28 protein-coding genes are annotated in these 21013 nt (G+C 68.4%); 27 read left to right on the top strand and 1 reads right to left on the bottom strand.

Going from position 1 to position 21013, the window contains the following annotated elements; all coding sequences use genetic code 11:
• Both AC08OJ_RS01110 and AC08OJ_RS01105 read left to right on the top strand, forming a co-directional pair.
• Positions 1-3809, top strand: a 3809-nt coding sequence (locus AC08OJ_RS01110) for a DNA-directed RNA polymerase subunit beta' (RefSeq protein ID WP_476594860.1), incomplete at its 5' end; no start/stop codon positions are given.
• Between the two features lie 324 nt (positions 3810-4133).
• Positions 4134-4988 carry an RluA family pseudouridine synthase gene (locus AC08OJ_RS01105; RefSeq protein WP_476594859.1) on the top strand — a complete coding sequence of 285 codons (855 nt, stop codon included), beginning with the start codon at positions 4134-4136 and terminating at the stop codon, positions 4986-4988.
• Here the strand turns inward: AC08OJ_RS01105 and mug are convergent.
• On the bottom strand, positions 4965-5552 hold the full coding sequence (gene mug, locus AC08OJ_RS01100; protein ID WP_476591746.1) for a G/U mismatch-specific DNA glycosylase: 588 nt from the start codon (positions 5550-5552) through the stop codon (positions 4965-4967). The two genes, AC08OJ_RS01105 and mug, sit on opposite strands and share 24 nt — an antisense overlap.
• A 553-nt stretch (positions 5553-6105) precedes the next feature.
• Here mug and rpsL point away from each other — a divergent pair.
• The 25 genes from rpsL (at position 6106) to rplO (ending at position 20851) form a co-directional block, all read left to right on the top strand.
• Positions 6106-6480 (top strand): 30S ribosomal protein S12, encoded by a 375-nt coding sequence (rpsL, locus tag AC08OJ_RS01095; RefSeq protein ID WP_009740532.1) that lies wholly within the window; start codon positions 6106-6108, stop codon positions 6478-6480.
• Positions 6480-6950: a 30S ribosomal protein S7 gene (rpsG, locus tag AC08OJ_RS01090; RefSeq protein WP_009740531.1), complete on the top strand. Its 471-nt coding sequence runs from the start codon at positions 6480-6482 to the stop codon at positions 6948-6950. Before rpsL ends, rpsG begins: the two co-directional genes overlap by 1 nt.
• Positions 6951-6956: 6 nt before the next feature.
• Positions 6957-9053 (top strand): elongation factor G, encoded by a 2097-nt coding sequence (fusA, locus tag AC08OJ_RS01085; RefSeq protein WP_476591747.1) that lies wholly within the window; start codon positions 6957-6959, stop codon positions 9051-9053.
• Between the two features lie 73 nt (positions 9054-9126).
• Positions 9127-10320: an elongation factor Tu gene (gene tuf / locus AC08OJ_RS01080; protein ID WP_011435038.1), complete on the top strand. Its 1194-nt coding sequence runs from the start codon at positions 9127-9129 to the stop codon at positions 10318-10320.
• 339 nt (positions 10321-10659) lie between these two features.
• On the top strand, positions 10660-10968 hold the full coding sequence (rpsJ, locus tag AC08OJ_RS01075) for a 30S ribosomal protein S10 (protein WP_007514815.1): 309 nt from the start codon (positions 10660-10662) through the stop codon (positions 10966-10968).
• Between the two features lie 17 nt (positions 10969-10985).
• Complete coding sequence (gene rplC, locus AC08OJ_RS01070) at positions 10986-11693, top strand: 50S ribosomal protein L3 (RefSeq protein WP_476591748.1); 708 nt, start codon at positions 10986-10988, stop codon at positions 11691-11693.
• Positions 11690-12427, top strand: a complete 738-nt coding sequence (rplD, locus tag AC08OJ_RS01065) for a 50S ribosomal protein L4 (protein WP_476591749.1) — start codon at positions 11690-11692, stop codon at positions 12425-12427. The genes rplC and rplD overlap by 4 nt, the downstream gene beginning before the upstream one ends.
• Positions 12424-12720: a 50S ribosomal protein L23 gene (gene rplW / locus AC08OJ_RS01060; protein WP_011435041.1), complete on the top strand. Its 297-nt coding sequence runs from the start codon at positions 12424-12426 to the stop codon at positions 12718-12720. Before rplD ends, rplW begins: the two co-directional genes overlap by 4 nt.
• Positions 12721-12766: 46 nt before the next feature.
• Positions 12767-13600: a 50S ribosomal protein L2 gene (rplB, locus tag AC08OJ_RS01055; protein ID WP_476591750.1), complete on the top strand. Its 834-nt coding sequence runs from the start codon at positions 12767-12769 to the stop codon at positions 13598-13600.
• Positions 13601-13693: 93 nt separating this feature from the next.
• Positions 13694-13975 (top strand): 30S ribosomal protein S19, encoded by a 282-nt coding sequence (gene rpsS / locus AC08OJ_RS01050; RefSeq protein ID WP_011435043.1) that lies wholly within the window; start codon positions 13694-13696, stop codon positions 13973-13975.
• Positions 13968-14405 carry a 50S ribosomal protein L22 gene (rplV, locus tag AC08OJ_RS01045; RefSeq protein ID WP_476591751.1) on the top strand — a complete coding sequence of 146 codons (438 nt, stop codon included), beginning with the start codon at positions 13968-13970 and terminating at the stop codon, positions 14403-14405. The genes rpsS and rplV overlap by 8 nt, the downstream gene beginning before the upstream one ends.
• Entirely contained in the window at positions 14405-15340 is a 936-nt protein-coding gene (rpsC, locus tag AC08OJ_RS01040) for a 30S ribosomal protein S3 (RefSeq protein WP_476591752.1), read from the top strand. Before rplV ends, rpsC begins: the two co-directional genes overlap by 1 nt.
• Before the next feature lie 2 nt (positions 15341-15342).
• Positions 15343-15759, top strand: a complete 417-nt coding sequence (gene rplP, locus AC08OJ_RS01035) for a 50S ribosomal protein L16 (RefSeq protein ID WP_009740521.1) — start codon at positions 15343-15345, stop codon at positions 15757-15759.
• A complete protein-coding gene (gene rpmC / locus AC08OJ_RS01030) occupies positions 15759-16025 on the top strand; it encodes a 50S ribosomal protein L29 (protein WP_462185695.1) in 267 nt (88 codons plus the stop codon). The genes rplP and rpmC overlap by 1 nt, the downstream gene beginning before the upstream one ends.
• Before the next feature lie 5 nt (positions 16026-16030).
• Entirely contained in the window at positions 16031-16339 is a 309-nt protein-coding gene (rpsQ, locus tag AC08OJ_RS01025; protein ID WP_476591760.1) for a 30S ribosomal protein S17, read from the top strand.
• A gap of 76 nt (positions 16340-16415) precedes the next feature.
• On the top strand, positions 16416-16784 hold the full coding sequence (rplN, locus tag AC08OJ_RS01020; RefSeq protein WP_009740518.1) for a 50S ribosomal protein L14: 369 nt from the start codon (positions 16416-16418) through the stop codon (positions 16782-16784).
• Between the two features lie 2 nt (positions 16785-16786).
• Positions 16787-17113: a 50S ribosomal protein L24 gene (gene rplX, locus AC08OJ_RS01015; RefSeq protein ID WP_462185747.1), complete on the top strand. Its 327-nt coding sequence runs from the start codon at positions 16787-16789 to the stop codon at positions 17111-17113.
• A 41-nt stretch (positions 17114-17154) separates the two neighbouring features.
• Positions 17155-17754 (top strand): 50S ribosomal protein L5, encoded by a 600-nt coding sequence (gene rplE / locus AC08OJ_RS01010; RefSeq protein ID WP_462202438.1) that lies wholly within the window; start codon positions 17155-17157, stop codon positions 17752-17754.
• A gap of 4 nt (positions 17755-17758) precedes the next feature.
• On the top strand, positions 17759-17944 hold the full coding sequence (locus AC08OJ_RS01005; RefSeq protein ID WP_011435050.1) for a type Z 30S ribosomal protein S14: 186 nt from the start codon (positions 17759-17761) through the stop codon (positions 17942-17944).
• 164 nt (positions 17945-18108) lie between these two features.
• Positions 18109-18519, top strand: coding sequence for a 30S ribosomal protein S8 (rpsH, locus tag AC08OJ_RS01000; RefSeq protein ID WP_476594858.1), 411 nt, complete (start codon positions 18109-18111; stop codon positions 18517-18519).
• Between the two features lie 12 nt (positions 18520-18531).
• Positions 18532-19068: a 50S ribosomal protein L6 gene (gene rplF, locus AC08OJ_RS00995; RefSeq protein ID WP_476591753.1), complete on the top strand. Its 537-nt coding sequence runs from the start codon at positions 18532-18534 to the stop codon at positions 19066-19068.
• Between the two features lie 10 nt (positions 19069-19078).
• Entirely contained in the window at positions 19079-19453 is a 375-nt protein-coding gene (rplR, locus tag AC08OJ_RS00990; RefSeq protein ID WP_476591754.1) for a 50S ribosomal protein L18, read from the top strand.
• 71 nt (positions 19454-19524) lie between these two features.
• Positions 19525-20133, top strand: coding sequence for a 30S ribosomal protein S5 (rpsE, locus tag AC08OJ_RS00985; RefSeq protein ID WP_462185699.1), 609 nt, complete (start codon positions 19525-19527; stop codon positions 20131-20133).
• Entirely contained in the window at positions 20133-20318 is a 186-nt protein-coding gene (gene rpmD, locus AC08OJ_RS00980) for a 50S ribosomal protein L30 (RefSeq protein WP_011435055.1), read from the top strand. The genes rpsE and rpmD overlap by 1 nt, the downstream gene beginning before the upstream one ends.
• Before the next feature lie 2 nt (positions 20319-20320).
• On the top strand, positions 20321-20851 hold the full coding sequence (gene rplO, locus AC08OJ_RS00975; protein WP_476594857.1) for a 50S ribosomal protein L15: 531 nt from the start codon (positions 20321-20323) through the stop codon (positions 20849-20851).
• Positions 20852-21013: the final 162 nt, after the last annotated feature.

Below are 21013 nucleotides of genomic sequence, written 5' to 3'. Positions count from 1 at the left end.
AGGTCAAGAAGCCGGAGACGATCAACTACCGCACCCTGAAGCCGGAGAAGGACGGACTCTTCTGCGAGAAGATCTTCGGTCCCACCCGGGACTGGGAGTGCTATTGCGGTAAGTACAAGCGGGTCCGCTTCAAGGGCATCATCTGCGAGCGCTGCGGCGTCGAGGTCACCCGCGCCAAGGTGCGCCGCGAACGCATGGGGCATATCGAGCTCGCCGCCCCAGTCACCCACATCTGGTATTTCAAGGGTGTTCCGAGCCGGCTCGGCTACCTGCTGGACTTGGCGCCGAAGGACCTCGAGAAGGTCATCTACTTCGCCGCCTACATGATCACCAAGGTCGACACGGAGGCGCGTCACCGCGACCTGCCCACCCTCGAGGCCCGCATCGGCGTCGAGAAGCAGCAGCTCGAGGACAAGAAGAACGCCGACGTGGAAGTCCGGCAGAAGCGGCTCGAGGCCGACCTCGCGCAGCTCGAGGCCGAGGGCGCCAAGGGTGACGCGCGACGCAAGGTCCGCGAGTCGGCCGAGCGCGAGATGCGCCAGATCCGGGACCGGGTGCAGCGTAAGATCGACGATCTCGACCGGGTCTTCGACCGCTTCAAGAACATGAAGGTCCAGGACCTGGAGCCGGACGAGCTGCTTTATCGCGAGCTGCGCGACCGCTTCGGTGCGTACTTCGACGGAGGCATGGGCGCCGAGGCGCTGCAGCGGCGGCTCGCTGACTTCGACCTGGGCGCCGAGGCCGAGTCGCTGCGCGAGACCATCCGCAGCGGCAAGGGTCAGAAGAAGGCCCGCGCGCTCAAGCGGCTCAAGGTTGTCTCGGCGTTCCTGAACACCCGCAACTCCCCGATGGGGATGGTGCTCGACTGCGTCCCGGTGATCCCACCCGATCTGCGCCCGATGGTGCAGCTCGATGGTGGCCGGTTCGCCACCTCGGACCTCAACGACCTGTATCGCCGGGTGATCAACCGGAACAACCGGTTGAAGCGGCTGCTCGACCTCGGCGCGCCCGAGATCATCGTCAACAACGAGAAGCGGATGCTGCAGGAGGCCGTCGACGCGCTGTTCGACAACGGCCGCCGCGGCCGGCCGGTCACCGGCCCGGGTAACCGTCCGCTGAAGTCGCTGTCCGACATGCTCAAGGGCAAGCAGGGCCGGTTCCGCCAGAACCTGCTGGGCAAGCGGGTCGACTACTCCGGCCGTTCGGTCATCGTCGTCGGTCCGCAGCTCAAGCTGCACCAGTGCGGTCTGCCCAAGCAGATGGCGCTGGAGCTGTTCAAGCCGTTCGTGATGAAGCGCCTGGTGGACCTCAACCACGCGCAGAACATCAAGTCGGCGAAGCGGATGGTCGAGCGGGCCCGCCCGGTCGTGTGGGACGTGCTCGAGGAGGTCATCACCGAGCACCCTGTGCTGCTCAACCGGGCGCCGACCCTGCACCGCCTCGGCATCCAGGCCTTCGAGCCGCAGCTCGTCGAGGGCAAGGCCATCCAGATCCACCCGCTGGTCTGCACGGCGTTCAACGCCGACTTCGACGGTGACCAGATGGCGGTGCACCTGCCGCTGTCCGCCGAGGCGCAGGCCGAGGCGCGGATCCTGATGCTGTCGAGCAACAACATCCTCTCGCCCGCATCGGGCCGGCCGCTGGCGATGCCGAGCCTCGACATGGTGACCGGGGTCTTCCATCTGTCCCGCCTGGCCGAGGGGGCGCTCGGCGAGGGGCGGTCGTTCTCCAGCGTCGCCGAGGCGCAGATGGCGTTCGACGCCCGGGAGATCGCCCTTCAGGCGAAGATCAAGGTGCGGTTGCGGGACAGCACCCCGCCGTCGGACTGGGTCCCGCCCGCCGACTGGGTCACCGGGGACGTGTTCACCCTGGAGACCACGTTCGGCCGTTGCCTGCTCAACGAGGCGCTGCCGGAGGGCTACCCCTTCATCAACGCCCAGCTGAACAAGAAGGCACAGGCCGCGATCGTCAACGACCTGGCTGAGCGGTACCCGAAGATCCAGGTAGCGGCGACCCTGGACGCCCTGAAGAGCGCCGGTTTCTACTGGGCCACCCGGTCCGGGGTCACCGTCGCGATCGAGGACGTCGTCGCGCCGCCGAACAAGGCCGAGATCCTCGACGACTACGAGCAGCGTGCCGACCGGGTCCAGAAGCAGTTCGACCGCGGCTTCCTGTCCGATGAGGAGCGCCGCAGCGAGCTGGTCCAGATCTGGACCGAGGCGACCAACAAGATCGCCGAGGCGATGGAGGAGAACTTCCCGGCGACCAACCCGGTCTACGTGCTGGTCAACTCCGGAGCCGCTGGAAACATGATGCAGATCCGGCAGCTCGCCGGCATGCGTGGCCTGGTCTCCAACCCGAAGGGTGAGATCATCCCGCGGCCGATCAAGGCGAACTTCCGCGAGGGTCTGACCGTGCTGGAGTACTTCATCTCCACCCACGGTGCCCGTAAGGGACTCGCTGACACCGCCCTGCGCACCGCGGACTCGGGGTACCTGACTCGGCGGCTCGTCGACGTCAGCCAGGACGTCATCGTCCGCGAGGAGGACTGCGGCACCGAGCGCGGCATCCTCACCCGGATCGCCCGCAAGGGCGCCGACGGGGTGCTGGTCCGGGACCGGTACGCCGAGACCTCGGCGTACGCGCGGACGCTGGCTTCCGACGCGATCGACGCGAACGGCGAGGTCATCGTGCCCGCCGGCACCGACGCCGGGGACGTCGCGATCAGCCAGATCATCGAGGCCGGCATCGAGCAGGTGCGGGTCCGCTCGGCGCTGACCTGCGAGTCCCGGATGGGAGTGTGCGCCCAGTGCTACGGGCGCTCGCTCGCCACCGGCAAGCTGGTCGACGTCGGTGAGGCCGTCGGCATCGTCGCCGCGCAGTCCATCGGTGAGCCCGGCACCCAGCTGACGATGCGTACCTTCCACAGCGGTGGCGTCGCCGGCGACGACATCACCCAGGGCCTGCCGCGTGTCGTCGAGCTGTTCGAGGCGCGCAGCCCGAAGGGCAAGGCCCCCATCACCGAGGTCTCCGGCCGGGTGAAGATCGAGGAGACCGAGAAGACCTTCAAGGTCGTGGTGGTGCCGGACGACGGCAGCGACGAGATCGCCTACCCGGTCTCGCGGCGTTCGCGCCTGCGGGTCCGCGAGGGCGACCACATCGAGGTCGGCAGCCAGATCGTCGACGGTGCCGTCGACCCGCACGAGGTGTTGCGCATCCTCGGGCCGCGCCAGGTCCAGCTCCACCTGGTGGACCAGGTCCAGGAGGTCTACCGGTCGCAGGGTGTGTCGATCCACGACAAGCACATCGAGATCATCATCCGCCAGATGCTCAAGCGGGTGAACGTTCTCGAGTCGGGTGACACCACCCTGCTGCCCGGTGAGCTCTGCGAGCGGGCCCGGTTCGAGGCGGAGAACCGTCGGGTGGTGGAAGCCAGTGGCCAGCCGGCCTCGGCCCGCCCAGTCCTCATGGGGATCACCAAGGCGTCGCTGGCGACCGAGTCGTGGCTGTCGGCTGCATCCTTCCAGGAGACGACCCGGGTGCTTACCGACGCGGCGATCAACGCCCGGTCGGACTCGCTCGTCGGCCTGAAGGAGAACGTCATTATCGGAAAGCTCATCCCGGCCGGCACCGGGATCTCCCGGTACCGCAACATCCGGGTCGAGCCGACCGAGGAGGCACGTGCGGCGATGTACTCCGTCGGTGCCTACGAGGACGGCGGCGTCGATTACGGCGCGTTCGGCACGGGCTCCGGCCAGGCGGTCCCGCTGGACGAGTTCGACTACCGCAGCTCGGGAGACTTCCGCTGAGCAGGTCGCGCGTAAGCAGGTCGCGAGGCTGACCGAGCGGAGCTGACCAGAGCCCGACCGAAGCCCGATCGATCAGGACCGGCCCGGCGTCCTCACCAGGGTGCCGGGCCGGTTGCGCGTCCAGGTCCGGAGCCCGCTGGTGGGACGGCGCGCAGAGGCGGAAATCGGTAGGATAGGGGCAGGCACCTGCGGTGGCGGTGGAAGGTAGCGGCGGTGTGATTCTGACCGGCGACCACGACGACCTGAGTCGGTTGGCCGCGCCTTATCGGACAGTGGTCATCGAGGCGCTCCCCGGCAGTTGACGTGACCGGGGCTGACCGTTTTATGACCGAGTGGACCGAGTGGACCGAGATTCGCCGGGAGCGAATGATCTACGAGGATGAGGCCATTCTCGTGCTCGACAAACCCGTCGGCATCTCGGTTATGGGAGAGCGGCACGACACCGATCTCGTCACCCTCGCCGGGGATGACGGCGAGGAGCTGTTCCCGGTGCACCGCATCGACAAGGTCACCTCGGGCCTGGTGCTCTTCGCCCGGCAGTTGCGGTTCCACGGTGATCTCACCCGGCAGTTCCAGCGTCGCACGGTGGACAAGCGCTACCTCGTCCTGACCCGGACCCGTGGACTGCCCGTCTCGGGGACCATTGATCTGCCGCTGAGCGTGGGGCGCAAGAGTCGGGTCCGGGTGGCGGCGAACCGGGCCGACATCATGGCCGGCCTGGCGGAGATGGCCCCCTTGGCGGAGGTTCCCCGGGCAGGGCTTGCCCCGACCGGCGCGGGCATCGGACGCTGGACGATTCCGCCCGCCGCGGTGTTCTCCCACGTCCGGACATACCCGTCCGTCACGACCTTCATCCGGGTATGGGAGGGCGGTGAGTACACCCTGCTCGCAGTCACGCCGGTCAGCGGGCGGCGCCACCAGATCCGGGTGCATCTGGCCTGGATCGGGCACCCAATCGAGGGCGATCCGCTGTTCGGCCGGGGTGCCACCGCCCGCACCCTGCTGCACTCGTGGCGGCTCGCCTTCGATGCGGCCTGGGCCGGCGGCTCCCGCATCGAGGTCGAGGCGCCCCCCGGAGCCGACTTCTGGGCCCCGGTACGCGCGCATCTGCCGGCTGGCCCGGCGGCGGCCCTCCTCGGGAACGTGGCGGGTGGGTCAGGAATAGGCGGTTTCGCATAGCTCGCCGTAGACCCGGACCAGGTCGGGCAGCTGATAGTGCGCGTTCAGGCCGCTCGGATTGGGCAGGAGCCAGATGCCGGCGGGTCCCAGGGTCTCCGCCTGGCGGCCGACCTTCGCGCTGCGGCGCCCGAACCCGATCCGGTAGGCGGCCAGGCCGAGGAAGGCCACCCACCGGGGCGAGACCCGTTCGACGAGTTCGGTGAGCCGGGGCACGCCGGCGCGGACCTCGTCATCGCTGATCTCGTCGGCGCGCGCGGTGGAGCGGTGGACGAGATTGGTGATGCTGATGCCCCGGCGGGCCAGTTCGTCGGTCTCGCTGGGATGCAGCCGGCGTGGGGTGAAGCCGGCGAGGTGCAGCACCGGCCACAGCCGGTTGCTCGGCGTGCCGAAGTGAAAGCCGGTGGCCCCGGACTCGAGGGACGGATTGATCCCGCAGAGCAGCACGACGGTGGCCGGGGCGACCAGGTCCGGGACGGTGGTCCCGTAGGCCGCGAGCAGCTCGTCCCGGCTCGGCCGGCGTCGGGCGGGGGCGGCCGCGAATCGCGCGCCGGCTGCGTCAGACATGTCCTCGCGGGCCTCCGATGCCGGTATCGTGCTGTCCCGTACAGCGTGCCAGTAGGTGCAGCGTGCCAGTACGTGGGGCCGTGCTGCTGCTCGCCTGTGCCGCTCGTCGAGTGCATGCGCTTGTCGAGTGCCATAGTGCGCGCGGGGTCTGCGGGGGATTTCGCCGGACACCCCCGTTCGACACCTGACGCGGGCGTGGAGTACTATTGAGCCCTGTGATCGGAGTCCACGTGGCTCCGGCGTGCGTCCTGCACTTCGATGTGGCGCCGTGGTGCTCGCTAGGTTGACGTAAAGTCACTATTGGGGTATCCGTCGGCGACTGTCGAGCTCGATTCCGCGAAGCGGACGGGCGGGCTGGCGTGCCCCTCACCGGAACTGGATTACCGCATCGAGGTTCCGGTCGAATGGCGCGACATGCCCGACCGCGTGGGTCGGAAAAGCCGCTCGAGGACACTCCGGTGGGTCGGGTGCGGACCACAGCAGCAGGGAGGCCGGCGTACCGGTCTGGTTGCCCAAGGCAGTACGACGAGGCGTGACAGGAACGGGAGCGGCGTTGCCCACGATCCAGCAGCTGGTCCGCAAGGGCCGGCAGGACAAGGTCGAGAAGACCAAGACCCCGGCACTCAAGGGAAGCCCTCAGCGTCGTGGTGTGTGCACCCGCGTCTACACGACCACCCCGAAGAAGCCGAACTCGGCCCTGCGCAAGGTGGCCCGGGTCCGGTTGAACAGCGGGATCGAAGTCACCGCCTACATCCCCGGGGTCGGCCACAACCTGCAGGAGCACTCGATCGTCCTGGTTCGCGGTGGCCGAGTGAAGGATCTTCCGGGCGTCCGGTACAAGATTGTCCGAGGCGCTCTCGACACGCAGGGCGTCCGTAACCGTAAGCAGGCTCGTAGCCGCTACGGCGCGAAGAAGGAGAAGGGCTGATGCCGCGCAAGGGGCCTGCGCCCAAGCACGCCGTGGTGGTCGACCCGGTGTACGGGTCGCCGCTGGTGACCGCGCTGGTGAACAAGGTGCTGTTGAGCGGTAAGAAGTCGGTCGCGGAGCGCATCGTGTACGGCGCACTCGAGGGTGCGAAGAACAAGACCGGCAACGACCCGGTCGTCACGCTCAAGCGCGCGCTGGACAACGTCAAGCCGACGCTGGAGGTGCGTAGCCGCCGGGTGGGTGGTGCCACCTACCAGGTTCCGGTCGAGGTTCGCGCCGGCCGGAGCACCACCCTCGCGCTGCGCTGGATCGTCGGCTACTCCCGGGCTCGTCGCGAGAAGACGATGACCGAGCGGCTGATGAACGAGCTCATCGACGCGAGCAATGGCCTCGGCGCCAGTGTGAAGCGCCGGGAGGACACCCACAAGATGGCGGAGTCCAACAAGGCCTTCGCCCACTACCGCTGGTGATCCGAGATGCCATCTGACGTACATTCCTTGCTGGCCAGGACTCGCAATATCGGGATCATGGCCCACATCGACGCGGGCAAGACCACCACCACCGAGCGCATCCTCTTCTATACCGGTGTGAACTACAAGATCGGTGAGGTCCACGAGGGCGGCGCCACGATGGACTGGATGGAGCAGGAGCAGGAGCGGGGGATCACCATCACCTCCGCGGCCACCACCTGTATCTGGCGCGACCACACCATCAACATCATCGACACCCCCGGCCATGTCGACTTCACCGTTGAGGTGGAGCGCTCGCTGCGGGTCCTCGACGGTGCGGTCGCGGTCTTCGACGCGGTCGCCGGAGTCGAGCCGCAGAGCGAGACGGTCTGGAAGCAGGCCGACCGTTACAACGTCCCGCGTATCGCCTTCGTCAACAAGATGGACCGGGTCGGTGCCGAGTTCCACCGCTGCGTGGAGATGATGATCGACCGGCTCGACGCGACGCCGGCCGTGATCCAGCTCCCGTGGGGCGTGGAGGCCGACTTCCGCGGTGTCATCGACCTGGTCCGCATGAAGGGCCTCCTCTGGAAGACCGAGGACAAGGGCGCCTCCTACGAGACCGTCGACATCCCGCGGGATCACCTCGAGGCCGCGCAGGAGTGGCGCGACAAGCTCCTCGAGACCGTCGCCGAGAACGATGACGAGCTCATGGAGCTCTACCTCGAGGGTGAGGAGCCCTCCACGGAGCAGCTCATCGCCGCCCTGCGCCGCGCGACCCTGGCGAGCAAGGTCAACCCGGTGCTGTGCGGTTCGGCGTTCAAGAACAAGGGCGTCCAGCCCATGCTCGACGCCGTCGTCGACTTCCTGCCGAACCCGCTGGACATCGGCGCCACCGTCGGCCATGCGGTCGGCGGCGAGGAGACCGAGGTCCGCCGGGAGCCGAGCGAGGACGAGCCGTTTTCCGCGCTCGCCTTCAAGATCATGAGTGACCCGTACGTGGGTAAGCTGACCTACATCCGGGTGTACTCCGGCAAGCTGACCGGTGGTTCGCCGGTGCTGAACTCGACGAAGGACCGCAAGGAGCGCGTCGGCCGCATCCTGCAGATGCACGCCAACCACCGGGAGGACCGGGAGGGCGTCGGCGCGGGACAGATCGTGGCCGTGGTGGGGCTGAAGAACACCACCACGGGTGACACGCTCTGCGACCCGAACGCCCCGGTGATCCTGGAGTCGATGACGTTCCCGGCGCCGGTCATCCACGTCGCGATCGAGCCGAAGACCAAGGCCGACCAGCAGAAGCTGGGCACCGCCATCCAGCGCCTCGCCGAGGAGGACCCGACCTTCCAGGTCCGCACCGACGAGGAGACCGGTCAGACGATCATCGCCGGCATGGGCGAGCTGCACTTGGACGTGCTGGTCGACCGGATGCGCCGCGAGTTCGGTGTCGAGGCGAACGTCGGCAAGCCGCAGGTGGCCTATCGGGAGACGATCCGCCGCAAGGTGGAGAAGGTCGACTACACCCACAAGAAGCAGACGGGTGGATCCGGCCAGTACGCCCGGGTGATCATCAACCTGGAGCCCTCCGGCGGCGACGGCGGCGGCTACGAGTTCGAGAACAAGGTCACGGGTGGTCGCATCCCCCGGGAGTACATCCCCTCGGTGGATGCGGGCTGCCAGGAGGCCATGGAGTTCGGTGTGCTCGCCGGCTACCCGCTGGTGGACGTCAAGGTCACCCTGCTTGACGGCCAGTTCCACGACGTCGACTCGTCCGAACTCGCATTCAAGATCGCCGGTTCGATGGCGTTCAAGGATGCGGCCCGCAAGGCCGACCCGGTGCTGCTCGAGCCTCTGATGGCCGTCGAGGTCACCACCCCCGAGGACCACATGGGTGACGTGATCGGCGACCTGAACTCCCGCCGTGGGCAGATCCAGGCGATGGAGGAGCGGGGCGGTTCCCGGATCGTACGGGCGCTGGTGCCACTGTCGGAGATGTTCGGCTACGTTGGTGATCTTCGGTCGAAGACCTCCGGCCGGGCGAGCTACTCCATGCAGTTCGACTCCTACGCCGAGGTTCCCGCGAACGTCGCCAAGGAGATCATCGCCAAGGCCCGGGGAGAGTGAACGCCCTCGCGGCGTGAGCAACACCCCTACCTGACTACACAGCACGACACCACCCGTCCTTGGAGGGACACCCGTGGCGAAGCAGAAGTTCGAGCGGACGAAGCCGCACGTCAATATCGGCACCATTGGTCACATCGACCACGGCAAGACGACCCTGACCGCGGCGATCACCAAGGTCCTGCACGACGCCTACCCGGACCTCAACCCCTTCACGCCGTTCGACCAGATCGACAAGGCGCCGGAGGAGAAGGCCCGCGGCATCACGATCTCGATCGCCCACGTCGAGTACCAGACCGACACCCGGCACTACGCGCACGTCGACTGCCCGGGACACGCCGACTACATCAAGAACATGATCACCGGTGCCGCCCAGATGGACGGCGCGATCCTGGTCGTGTCCGCCACCGACGGCCCGATGCCGCAGACGAAGGAGCACGTGCTCCTCGCCCGCCAGGTCGGCGTGCCTTACATCGTCGTCGCCCTGAACAAGGCCGACATGGTCGACGACGAGGAGATCCTCGAGCTCGTCGAGCTGGAGGTCCGGGAGCTGCTGAGCTCGTACGAGTTCCCGGGCGACGACGTTCCGGTCGTCCGGGTCTCCGCGCTCAAGGCGCTGGAGGGCGACAAGGAGTGGGGCGCCAAGCTCCTCGAGCTCATGGCGGCGGTCGACGAGTCGATCCCCGAGCCGCAGCGTGACATCGACCGGCCGTTCCTCATGCCGATCGAGGACGTCTTTACGATCACTGGTCGTGGCACCGTAGTCACCGGCCGCGTCGAGCGCGGAATCGTCAAGGTCAACGAGACCGTGGAGATCGTTGGTATCAAGCCGGAGACCACCTCCACCACCGTGACCGGTGTCGAGATGTTCCGCAAGCTGCTCGACGAGGGGCGTGCCGGCGACAACGTCGGTCTGCTCCTGCGCGGTATCAAGCGTGAGGACGTCGAGCGCGGCCAGGTCATCGTCAAGCCGAAGTCGATCACTCCGCACACGGTGTTCGAGGCTCGCGTCTACATCCTCAACAAGGATGAGGGCGGACGGCACACGCCGTTCTTCAAGAACTACCGCCCGCAGTTCTACTTCCGCACCACCGACGTGACCGGCGTCGTGACCCTCCCCGAGGGCACGGAGATGGTCATGCCGGGGGACAACACCGAGATGACGGTCGAGCTGATCCAGCCGATCGCCATGGAGGAGGGTCTGCGCTTTGCCATCCGCGAGGGTGGCCGGACCGTCGGCGCGGGCCAGGTTACGAAGGTTCTCAAGTAGTAGCCGTGGGCGATGGGTCCGGGCGTGTGTACGGACCCACCGCCCACGGCGCTGCCTGACCAGACGGGGCCCGGCTCCACGTGTGGCGGGGTCGCCCCGGCCAGGCAGGGCTCTCGCGAGACTCGGCTGCCGAGGACAACCGGCCGCCGGCAAGGGACGCAGTCCGGTCCCGGTCGACACGTCGAGCGGGACCGGCACGAGACAGCGGTACAACCGGCAGATTCTTTCCGCCGGCGGCGCGGTGCCAGGCTCGCCGCGCGGCCGGCGGTGAGGATCTACGGGCGGTGACCCGGTAGCGATACCGGCCGGACGAGACAGACAGGACAGGCGAAGCCCACCATGGCGGCACAGAAGATCCGCATCCGGCTCAAGGCCTATGACCACGAGGTCATCGACAGCTCGGCGCGGAAGATCGTCGAGACGGTGACGCGGACGGGCGCGCAGGTCGCGGGACCGGTGCCGCTGCCGACGGAGAAGAACATCTACTGCGTCATCCGGTCGCCGCACAAGTACAAGGACAGCCGCGAGCACTTCGAGATGCGGACGCACAAGCGGCTGATCGACATTCTTGACCCGACGCCCAAGACGGTCGACTCGCTCATGCGCCTCGACCTGCCCGCGGGCGTCGATATCGAGATCAAGCTGTAAGAGGGGCCGGCGCAGTCATGCTCATCCGCAACTACAGAGGGCTCCTGGGCACCAAGCTCGGGATGACCCAGGTATGGGACGCGAACAACCGCGTCGTGCCGGTCACCGTCATCAAGGCCGGACCTAACGTCGTCACGCAGGTCAAGACGCCTGACTCGGACGGCTACTCGGCCGTGCAGCTTGGTTACGGCGAGATCGACCCGCGTAAGATCAACAATCCCGCTCGCGGCCACTTCGCCACCAGTGGGGTGACGCCTCGGCGCCACCTCGTCGAGCTGCGGACCGCCGACGCCGGCAACTACCGGCCCGGCCAGGAGCTGACCGGCGAGGTGTTCTCCGCCGGGACCGTCGTCGACGTCACCGGCACCTCGAAGGGTAAGGGGTTCGCCGGTGTCATGAAGCGTCACGGGTTCAAGGGCCTGGGCGCGGGGCACGGCGTCGAGCGCAAGCACCGCTCGCCGGGGTCGGTCGGCGGCTGCGCCACTCCCGGTCGCGTGTTCAAGGGCCTGCGCATGGCCGGCCGGATGGGTCACGTGCGCACAACGACCTCGGGGCTGACGATCCACGCCGTCGACACCGAGCGCGGCTATCTGCTGGTCAGGGGTGCGGTGCCCGGCCCGGACGGTGGTCTGGTCCTCGTGCGCAGCGCGGCCAAGCGCCCGGCGCCCGAGGCCATCGCCCCGGCGGCCGAGCCGGCCGATACCGGTGAGGAGGTCTCGGCATGAGCCGGGTGGCCACATCCGACCCGAGCGTCACCACGCGCACCGTCGCGGTGCACGCGCCGAACGGGGGCGACGGCGGCAGTGTCGAGCTGCCCGGTGGCGTGTTCGACGTGCCGCTCAACGTCCCGCTGATCCACCAGGTCGTGGTGGCGCAGCTCGCGGCGGCCCGCCAGGGCACGCACGACACGAAGACCCGCGGCGAGGTCCGCGGCGGTGGCCGTAAGCCGTATCGGCAGAAGGGCACCGGCCGGGCCCGGCAGGGATCGCTGCGGGCTCCGCAGTTCACCGGCGGTGGCACCGTGCATGGCCCCACGCCGCGCAGATACGACCAGCGGACCCCGAAGAAGATGAAGGCCGCCGCGCTGCGCGGCGCGCTGTCCGACCGGGCCCGCAACAACCGGGTGCACGTGGTGTCCTCGCTGGTCTCCGGCGAGGCGCCGTCGACGAAGAGCGCGATCACCGCGCTGCGGACGATCGCCGACACCCACCGGGTGCTGCTGGTGGCGAGCCGTTCGGACGAGCTGACCTGGAAGAGCCTGCGCAACGTCGCGGCGGTGCACCTGCTCGACCCGGGCCAGCTCAACACCTATGACGTGCTGGTGAGCGACGACGTGGTCTTCACCGAGGAGGCGCTGGCCGCATTCCTTGCTCGTGACACCCGTCCGGCGACCTCTACCGCCGGGACCGAGGCTGCCGCGGGCACCGAAGGTGTGGCCGGGGCGGAGGAGAACAAGTGATTCCCGACCCGCGTGACGTGATCCTGCGGCCGGTCGTCTCCGAGAAGAGCTACGGCCTGCTCGACGAGAACGTCTACACCTTCATCGTGCGTCCGGACGCGAACAAGACCCAGATCAAGCTCGCGGTCCAGCAGATCTTCAATGTGCGGGTCCTGCGGGTGAACACCATCAACCGGCAGGGCAAGCGCAAGCGGACCAAGCACGGCTGGGGACACCGGTCCGCCTCCAAGCGGGCCCTGGTGAGCCTGGCTCCCGGTGACACGATCGAGATCTTCGGAGGCCCCGGTGCCTGAGCGCGTGCGCTCCGCGGCGGCGGTGGGTCCAGGACGGTAGGAAGCCATGGGTATTCGTAGGTACAAGCCGACGACGCCGGGGCGTCGTGGTGCGAGCGTGGCCGACTTCGTCGAGATCACTCGTGACCACCCGGAGAAGTCGCTGGTCCGCCCGCTGCACTCCAAGGGCGGGCGCAACATCCACGGCCGGATCACCACCCGGCACCAGGGCGGCGGCCACAAGCGGGCGTACCGGGTCATCGACTTCCGGCGGGACAAGGACGGGGTGCCGGCCAAGGTCGCGCACATCGAGTACGACCCCAACCGCACCGCCCGGATCGCGCTGCTGCACTACCTCGACGGGGAGAAGCGCTACATCCTCGCGCCGGTGAAGCTCAGGCAGGGCGACACGGTCAGCTCCGGCGTGGGCGCCGACATCAAGCCCGGCAATGCGCTGCCGCTGCGCAACATCCCGACCGGCACGGTGGTGCACGCCATCGAGCTGCGTCCCGGTGGTGGTGCGAAGATTGCCCGCAGCGCCGGCACGAGTGTGCAGCTCGTCGCGAAGGACGGCCCCTACGCCCAGCTGCGGATGCCCTCCGGTGAGATCCGCAACGTGGATGTGCGCTGCCGCGCGACGGTCGGCGAGGTCGGCAACGCGGAGCAAAGCAACATCAACTGGGGTAAGGCCGGCCGGATGCGCTGGAAGGGTCGCCGACCCACCGTGCGTGGTGTCGCGATGAACCCGGTCGACCACCCGCACGGTGGTGGTGAGGGTAAGACCTCCGGCGGTCGTCACCCCGTCAACCCCAAGGGCCGTCCGGAGGGGCGGACCCGCGCGACCCGCAAGTCGTCCGACGCGCTCATCGTGCGTCGTCGCAAGCAGAACAGGCGGCGGTAGTGGTGATCTCCAGGCCCCGGGCCGCGTCGACCACCAGCGCGCCGCCGACCAGCCGCACCCATCGGATCTGAGCAGGAAGGAGGAGACACAGCCATGCCACGCAGTCTGAAAAAGGGCCCGTTCGTCGACGACCACCTGCTCAAGAAGGTGGATCTGCAGAACTCCAAGGGCACCAAGCACGTCATCAAGACCTGGTCGCGCCGGTCGACCGTGATCCCCGACATGCTGGGGCACACGATCGCCGTGCACGACGGCCGCAAGCACGTCCCGGTCTTCATCACCGAGGGCATGGTCGGGCACAAGCTCGGCGAGTTCGCCCCGACCCGGACCTTCCGTGGCCACGTCAAGGAGGACCGGAGGTCACGCCGTGGCTGACGATCTCGTTGACGGCCTGACCCGGGCCGGTCTTCCCGGGGCCAAGGCCTCGGCCCGCTATGTCCGGGTCTCGCCGACGAAGGCCCGCCGGGTCGTCGACCTGGTGCGCGGGCGCTCGGTCGGCGAGGCGCTGGACATCCTCCGGTTCGCTCCGCAGGCGGCCAGCGAGGACGTGTACAAGGTTGTCGCCAGCGCCGCGGCGAACGCCGAGAACAACCACAGCCTCGATCCGGCCACCCTGTGGGTCGGCGAGGTCTACGTGGACGAGGGGCCGACGCTCAAGCGCATCCGGCCCCGCGCCCAGGGCCGGGCCTATCGGATCCGCAAGCGCACCAGCCACATCACCGTCGTGGTGGAGAGCCGGGAGCCGGTCTCCGCGGCCGGCCGGGGCGCGAAGACGACCGCGAAGACGACAAGGAGGGCCCGGTAGTGGGGCAGAAGGTCAACCCGCACGGGTTCCGGCTTGGTATCACCTCGGAGTTCACCTCTCGCTGGTACGCCGACAAGCAGTACAAGGCGTACGTCGGCGAGGACGTGAAGATCCGTAAGATGATGTCGCGGGGCATGGAGCGGGCCGGCATCAGCCGGGTCGACATCGAGCGGACCCAGGGGCGGCTGCGAGTGGACATCCACACCGCGCGCCCAGGCATCGTCATCGGTCGCCGTGGCGCCGAGGCCGACCGTATCCGTGGCGACCTGGAGAAGCTCACCGGCAAGCAGGTGCAGCTCAACATCCTCGAGGTGAAGAACCCCGAGATCGACGCCCAGCTCGTCGCCCAGGGGGTGGCTGAACAGCTCTCCAGCCGGGTCAGCTTCCGCCGGGCGATGCGCAAGGCCATGCAGACCGCGATGAAGGGCGGCGCGAAGGGGATCCGGGTGCAGTGCTCGGGTCGTCTCGGTGGCGCCGAGATGAGCCGGTCGGAGTTCTACCGCGAGGGTCGGGTGCCGTTGCACACCCTTCGCGCGGACATCGACTACGGCTTCTATGAGGCTCGGACGAACTTCGGCCGCATCGGCGTGAAGGTCTGGATCTACAAGGGCGACGTCGTCCAGAGCCGGGCCGAGCGTGAGGCGCAGGAGGCGCTGCAGCGCCAGACCCGCCGGGAGCGCCCGCGCCGCGGGCCGCGTTCCGGCTCGTCCGGCACGACCCAGGGCGGGACCGAAGCGGGCCGGGCGGCGGCCCGCAGCGAGCGCCGGGGCCGTGGTGGTGGCGGCGGGAACGCCCCGGCTGAGACTCCGGCGGGCGAGGCCGCGGCGGCCGAGTCGACGGCACCTGTCGCGGAGTCCGCCACCGCGGCGCCGAGTACGCCGGCCGCGACGCCTGAGGCGGCCGTGGCGAACACTCCGGAGAAGGCGGAGGAATAGACATGCTGATTCCCCGGAAGGTCGCGCACCGCAAGCAGCACCACCCCGGGCGGACCGGTGCCGCCAAGGGCGGAACCCGGGTCACGTTCGGTGAGTACGGGATTCAGGCCCTGGAGTCGGCTTACGTGACGAACCGGCAGATTGAGTCGGCCCGTATCGCGATGACCCGGCACATCCGTCGTGGTGGAAAGGTCTGGATCAACATCTACCCGGACCGTCCGCTGACCAAGAAGCCGGCCGAGACCCGGATGGGTTCCGGTAAGGGCTCGCCTGAGTGGTGGGTCGCGAACGTCAAGCCGGGCCGGGTCCTGTTCGAGCTGTCCGGGGTCGCGGAGCCGGTGGCCCGCGAGGCGATGCGGCGGGCCATCCACAAGCTGCCGATGAAGTGCCGTTTCGTGGTCCGTGAAGGTGGTGCGTAATGGCTGTCGCTACCGCGGACGAGCTGCGGAGCCTGTCGGGCGAGGAACTCGTCGACAAGCTTCGGGAGGCCAAGGAGGAGCTGTTCAACCTCCGGTTCCAGGCGGCGACCGGGCAGCTGTCGAACAACCGCCGGCTGCAGGCCGTGCGGCGCGACATCGCCCGGATCTACACCGTCATGCGCGAACGAGAGCTGGGTATCACCGACGATCCGGCGGTGGCGGCCGGCGCGGCGGACGATGACGCGACGCAGTCGGAACGGGCGTGAGGACAGTGACAGACGAGACGGCCTCCCAGGAGGCTTCGCAGAGCACGGACGCGGCGGCTCTCCCCCGCGGATTCCGTAAGGTCCGAGAGGGCCTCGTGGTCAGCGACAAGATGACCAAGACCGTCGTGGTCGCGGTCGAGGACCGGGTGCAGCACCCGCTGTACGGCAAGACGATCCGTCGTACCAAGAAGGTCAAGGCGCACGACGAGAGCGGCACCACCGGTATCGGCGACCGCGTCCTGCTGATGGAGACGCGGCCGCTGTCGGCGACCAAGCGATGGCGGATCGTTCAGGTCTTGGAGAAGGCGAAGTAGTGAAGTAGTTCTGGCCCGGACGCCGGGGCCGGGCAGGACCGGGTGATCAGTAGTACCGGGTGATCAGGAGCGGAAAGTGATTCAGCAGGAGTCGCGACTTCGGGTCGCCGACAACACCGGAGCGCGGGAGATTCTCTGCATCCGGGTGCTCGGCGGCTCTGGGCGTCGTTACGCGGGGATCGGCGACATCATCGTCGGCACGGTGAAGGACGCCCTGCCCGGCGCCGGCGTGAAGCGCGGCGACGTGGTCAAGGCGGTCGTGGTGCGTACCACCAAGGAGCGCCGGCGGCCGGACGGCTCCTACATCCGCTTCGACGAGAACGCGGCGGTGCTCATCCGGGACGGTGGTGACCCTCGGGGCACCCGCATCTTCGGGCCGGTCGGCCGGGAGCTGCGTGACAAGAAGTTTATGAAGATCATCTCGCTGGCGCCGGAGGTGCTGTGACCGTGGCCACTTTGAAGATCAAGAAAGGCGACACGGTCCAGATCATCACCGGCAAGGACCGTGGGCTCAAGGGTAAGGTCATCCGCGCCTACCCGGAGCAGAACAAGGTCCTCGTCGAGGGCGCGAACCGGATCACCCGGCACACCCGGGTCCAGCAGAGCACGCGCGGCTCGCAGTCCGGGGGCATCATCACCCAGGAGGCGCCGATCCACGTGAGCAACGTGATGATCGTCGACCCGTCTGACGGGAAGCCGACCCGGATCGGTTACCGCATCAACGACGACGGCACCAAGGTGCGTGTCTCGCGGCGCACCGGCACCGAGCTGTAGGCCGAGCGAGCAGTCGAGCAGTTGGGAAACGAGATTAGACCATGACTGTGACCACCGAGGGCCGGACCATCGAAGGCCGGACCACCGGCGCTCGCCCGGTTCCACGGCTCAAGCAGCGGTACCGTGACGAGATCGCCCCGGCGCTGCGGGACCAGTTCTCCTACCGCAACGTCATGCAGATCCCCGGCGTCGTCAAGGTCGTCGTCAACATGGGGGTCGGAGACGCCGCCCGGGACGCGAAGCTGATCGATGGCGCTGTGCGGGATCTCGCGGCCATCACCGGCCAGAAGCCCGCGGTCCGGCGCGCGAAGAAGTCCATCGCCCAGTTCAAGCTGCGCGAAGGGATGCCGATCGGCGCCAAGGTGACGTTGCGTGGTGACCGGATGTGGGAGTTCCTCGACCGCCTCGTCACCATCGCGCTGCCGCGTATCCGTGACTTCCGCGGGCTGTCGCCGAAGCAGTTCGACGGTGCCGGCAACTACACCTTCGGGGTGACCGAGCAGTCGATCTTCCATGAGATCGATATCGACCGGATCGATCGGGTTCGGGGCATGGACATCACGGTCGTCACCACCGCGACCACCGACGACGAGGGCCGGGCGCTCCTGCGGGCGCTGGGCTTCCCCTTCCGGGAGAACTAGAGAGATGGCCAAGAAAGCACTGATCGAGAAGTCGAACCGTAAGCCGAAGTATGCGGTCCGGGGTTATACCCGATGCCAGCGCTGCGGCCGGTCCCGCTCGGTGTACCGGGGCTTCGGGCTCTGCCGGGTATGCCTGCGGCAGATGGCGCATCGCGGCGAGCTGCCCGGCGTCACCAAGAGCTCCTGGTAGGCCGGTACCGGCGCCGCCCCGGACCGGGGCCGGCACGGCTCCACCGGCAGCACGGCTCCACCGCACCACCACCGCACCTCCACCCGATCGCGGCAGGCCCGGCATCCAGCGGCCGAGGACGACCTCGGCGCCGGCGGGAACCGCCGTGAGAAAGGCGTCAAGCCATGACGATGACCGATCCGATTGCGGACATGCTCACGCGTGTCCGGAACGCCAGCCGGGCGTACCACGACCGCGTGGTGATGCCTTACAGCAAGATCAAGACGCACATTGCCGAGATTCTCCAGCAGGAGGGATACATCTCCGGCTGGCACGTCGAGGACGCGACCTCGGCTGGCGGCGTCGGCCACACCCTGGTCATCGATCTGAAGTACGGCCCCAACCGGGAACGCTCGATCGCCGGGATCAAGCGCATCAGCAAGCCGGGTCTGCGGGTCTATGCCAAGGCGACGAACCTCCCGAAGGTCCTCGGGGGCCTGGGCGTCGCCATCATCTCCACCTCGTCGGGTCTGCTGACCGACAAGCAGGCGGGCAAGCGGGGCGTGGGCGGGGAAGTCCTCGCCTACATCTGGTAAGGAGGGCGAGCGATGTCACGGATCGGGCGCCTGCCCATTCCCGTCCCCAGCGGTGTCGATGTCACCGTCCAGGGAGCCACCATCATCGTCAAGGGGCCCAAGGGCACCCTGAGCCACGTCGTGGCCGAGCCGATCGTGGTGAACACCGAGGACGGTCGGCTCCTCGTGACCCGGCCCGACGATGAGCGTCGCTCCCGGTCGCTGCACGGCCTGACTCGCACCCTGGTCTCCAATATGGTCACCGGCGTCACCGCCGGATACTCGAAGACCCTGGAGATCGTCGGCGTCGGTTACCGTGTCCAGGCCAAGGGCTCCGACCTGGAGTTCGCCCTCGGATACAGCCACCCGGTGCCGGTCAAGGCCCCGGAGGGCATCCGCTTCGAGGTGCAGACCCCGACCCGCTTCGTGGTCCACGGGATCGACAAGCAGCTGGTCGGTGAGGTCTCCGCGAAGATCCGCGGGCTGCGCAAGCCCGACCCGTACAAGGGCAAGGGCGTGCGCTACCAGGGCGAGGTCGTCCGCCGCAAGGTCGGGAAGACCGGGAAGTAGGAGATAGATCATGGCAGTGAGCCTCGGCGCCAGCTCGCGCCGACGGACCGCGAAGCTCCGTCGGCACGTCCGGGTGCGCAAGAAGGTGGCGGGCACCCCGTCCCGCCCACGGCTCGTCGTCACCCGGTCCTCGCGGCACATCTACGCCCAGGTCATCGACGACGTCGCCGGCCACACGCTGGCGTCGGCGTCCGCCCTGGACGTGTCGCTGCGCGGCGGCGAGGGGGACAAGACCGAGCAGGCCCGCAAGGTCGGCGCACTGGTCGCCGAGCGCGCGAAGGCGGCCGGGATCGCCGCGGTCGTGTTCGATCGCGGTGGGCGGACCTACTCCGGCCGCATCGCCGCGCTCGCGGACGCGGCGCGGGGGAGCGGGCTGGACTTCTGATGACTTCCCCCAGCCTTTACTGTCAGTCCAGCCTTTACCGCCAGTACAGCCAGAACAGGGAGATGTTGTAGATGCCAGGCCAGCAGCGCCGCGGCGGCGGCTCCGGCGGCTCGGACCGTCGGGAACGCCGGGACCGGTCGGGCAGCGGCCCGGCGCAGGAGAAGAACGCCTACGTCGAGCGGGTTGTCGCGATCAACCGCGTGGCGAAGGTTGTCAAGGGCGGACGTCGGTTCAGCTTCACGGCGCTCGTCGTGGTCGGTGACGCGGACGGGACCGTGGGCGTCGGCTATGGCAAGGCCAAGGAGGTTCCGGCCGCCATCGCCAAGGGCGTCGAAGAAGCCAAGAAGCACTTCTTCAAGGTGCCCCGGATCGGTTCGACGATTCCGCACCCGGTGCAGGGCGAGGAGGCGGCCGGCGTCGTGCTGCTCAAGCCCGCCTCGCCCGGTACCGGGGTCATCGCCGGTGGTCCGGTCCGTGCCGTGCTGGAGTGCGCCGGTGTGCACGACGTGCTCTCGAAGTCGCTCGGCTCATCGAACCCGATCAACATTGTGCACGCGACGGTCGCTGCTCTGCGTGGCCTGATGCGTCCCGAGGAGATCGCCGCCCGTCGCGGCCTGCCGCTGGAGGACGTCGCTCCGCCGGCCATGCTGCGCGCTCGTGCGGCGGGAGCCGGTGTCTGATGGCCAAGCTGCGCATCACGCAGATCCGGTCGGGGATCGGTGGTACCTCGAACCAGCGGGCCACGCTGCGTACCCTTGGTCTGCGGAAGATCAACGCGACGACCGTCCGTGATGATCGTCCCGAGATTCGCGGGATGATCAGAACTGTGACCCATCTTGTCCGGGTCGAGGAGGTGGACTCCTAGCCATGGCCGAACTGACGAAGACCGACGCCGGTGACGACACCGGCGACACCGGCGCAAGCACTGAGGCCGGCTCGGCGCAGGCCGTCCGTGGCCGCGGCCTGAAGGTGCACCACCTCCGGCCGGCCCCCGGCGCCCATAAGTCCAAAACCCGCGTCGGTCGCGGTGAGGGTTCCAAGGGCAAGACTGCCGGGCGGGGCACCAAGGGCTCGAAGGCCCGCAAGCAGGTGCCCGCCCGGTTCGAGGGTGGCCAGATGCCCCTGCATATGCGCCTGCCCAAGCTGAAGGGCTTCCGCAACCGGTTCCGCGTCGAGTACCAGGTCGTGAACGTCGCCACCCTCGCGGAGCTGTTCCCGCAAGGTGGTGAGGTCACCAAGGCCGCCCTCGTGGCCAGGGGTGCGGTGCGGGGCAAGTCGCCGGTGAAGGTGCTGGGCAACGGCGACATCGACGTCGCGCTGCACGTGAGCGCGGACGCGTTCTCGGCCTCCGCGAAGGAGAAGATCGCCGCTGCCGGCGGGAGCGTCACGCAGAGCTGAGAGCATGGGTGGGGGTATGGGCCATGCCACCCCGCTCCCATCCCGGCCCCGCCCGTCCGGACCCCTCGCCAGGCGGCCGTGCGCCTCGGCGTCAGCTGTCTCTTGCCGTCCACCATCGCTTACCCATGGTGATGTCGGGACGAGTGGGCCGGGTGTCCTGTT

Source organism: Frankia sp. CgKIO3, assembly GCF_977946435.1.
Note: the sequence above shows the minus strand (reverse complement) of the source record. Positions and strands in the feature narration are given on the sequence as shown.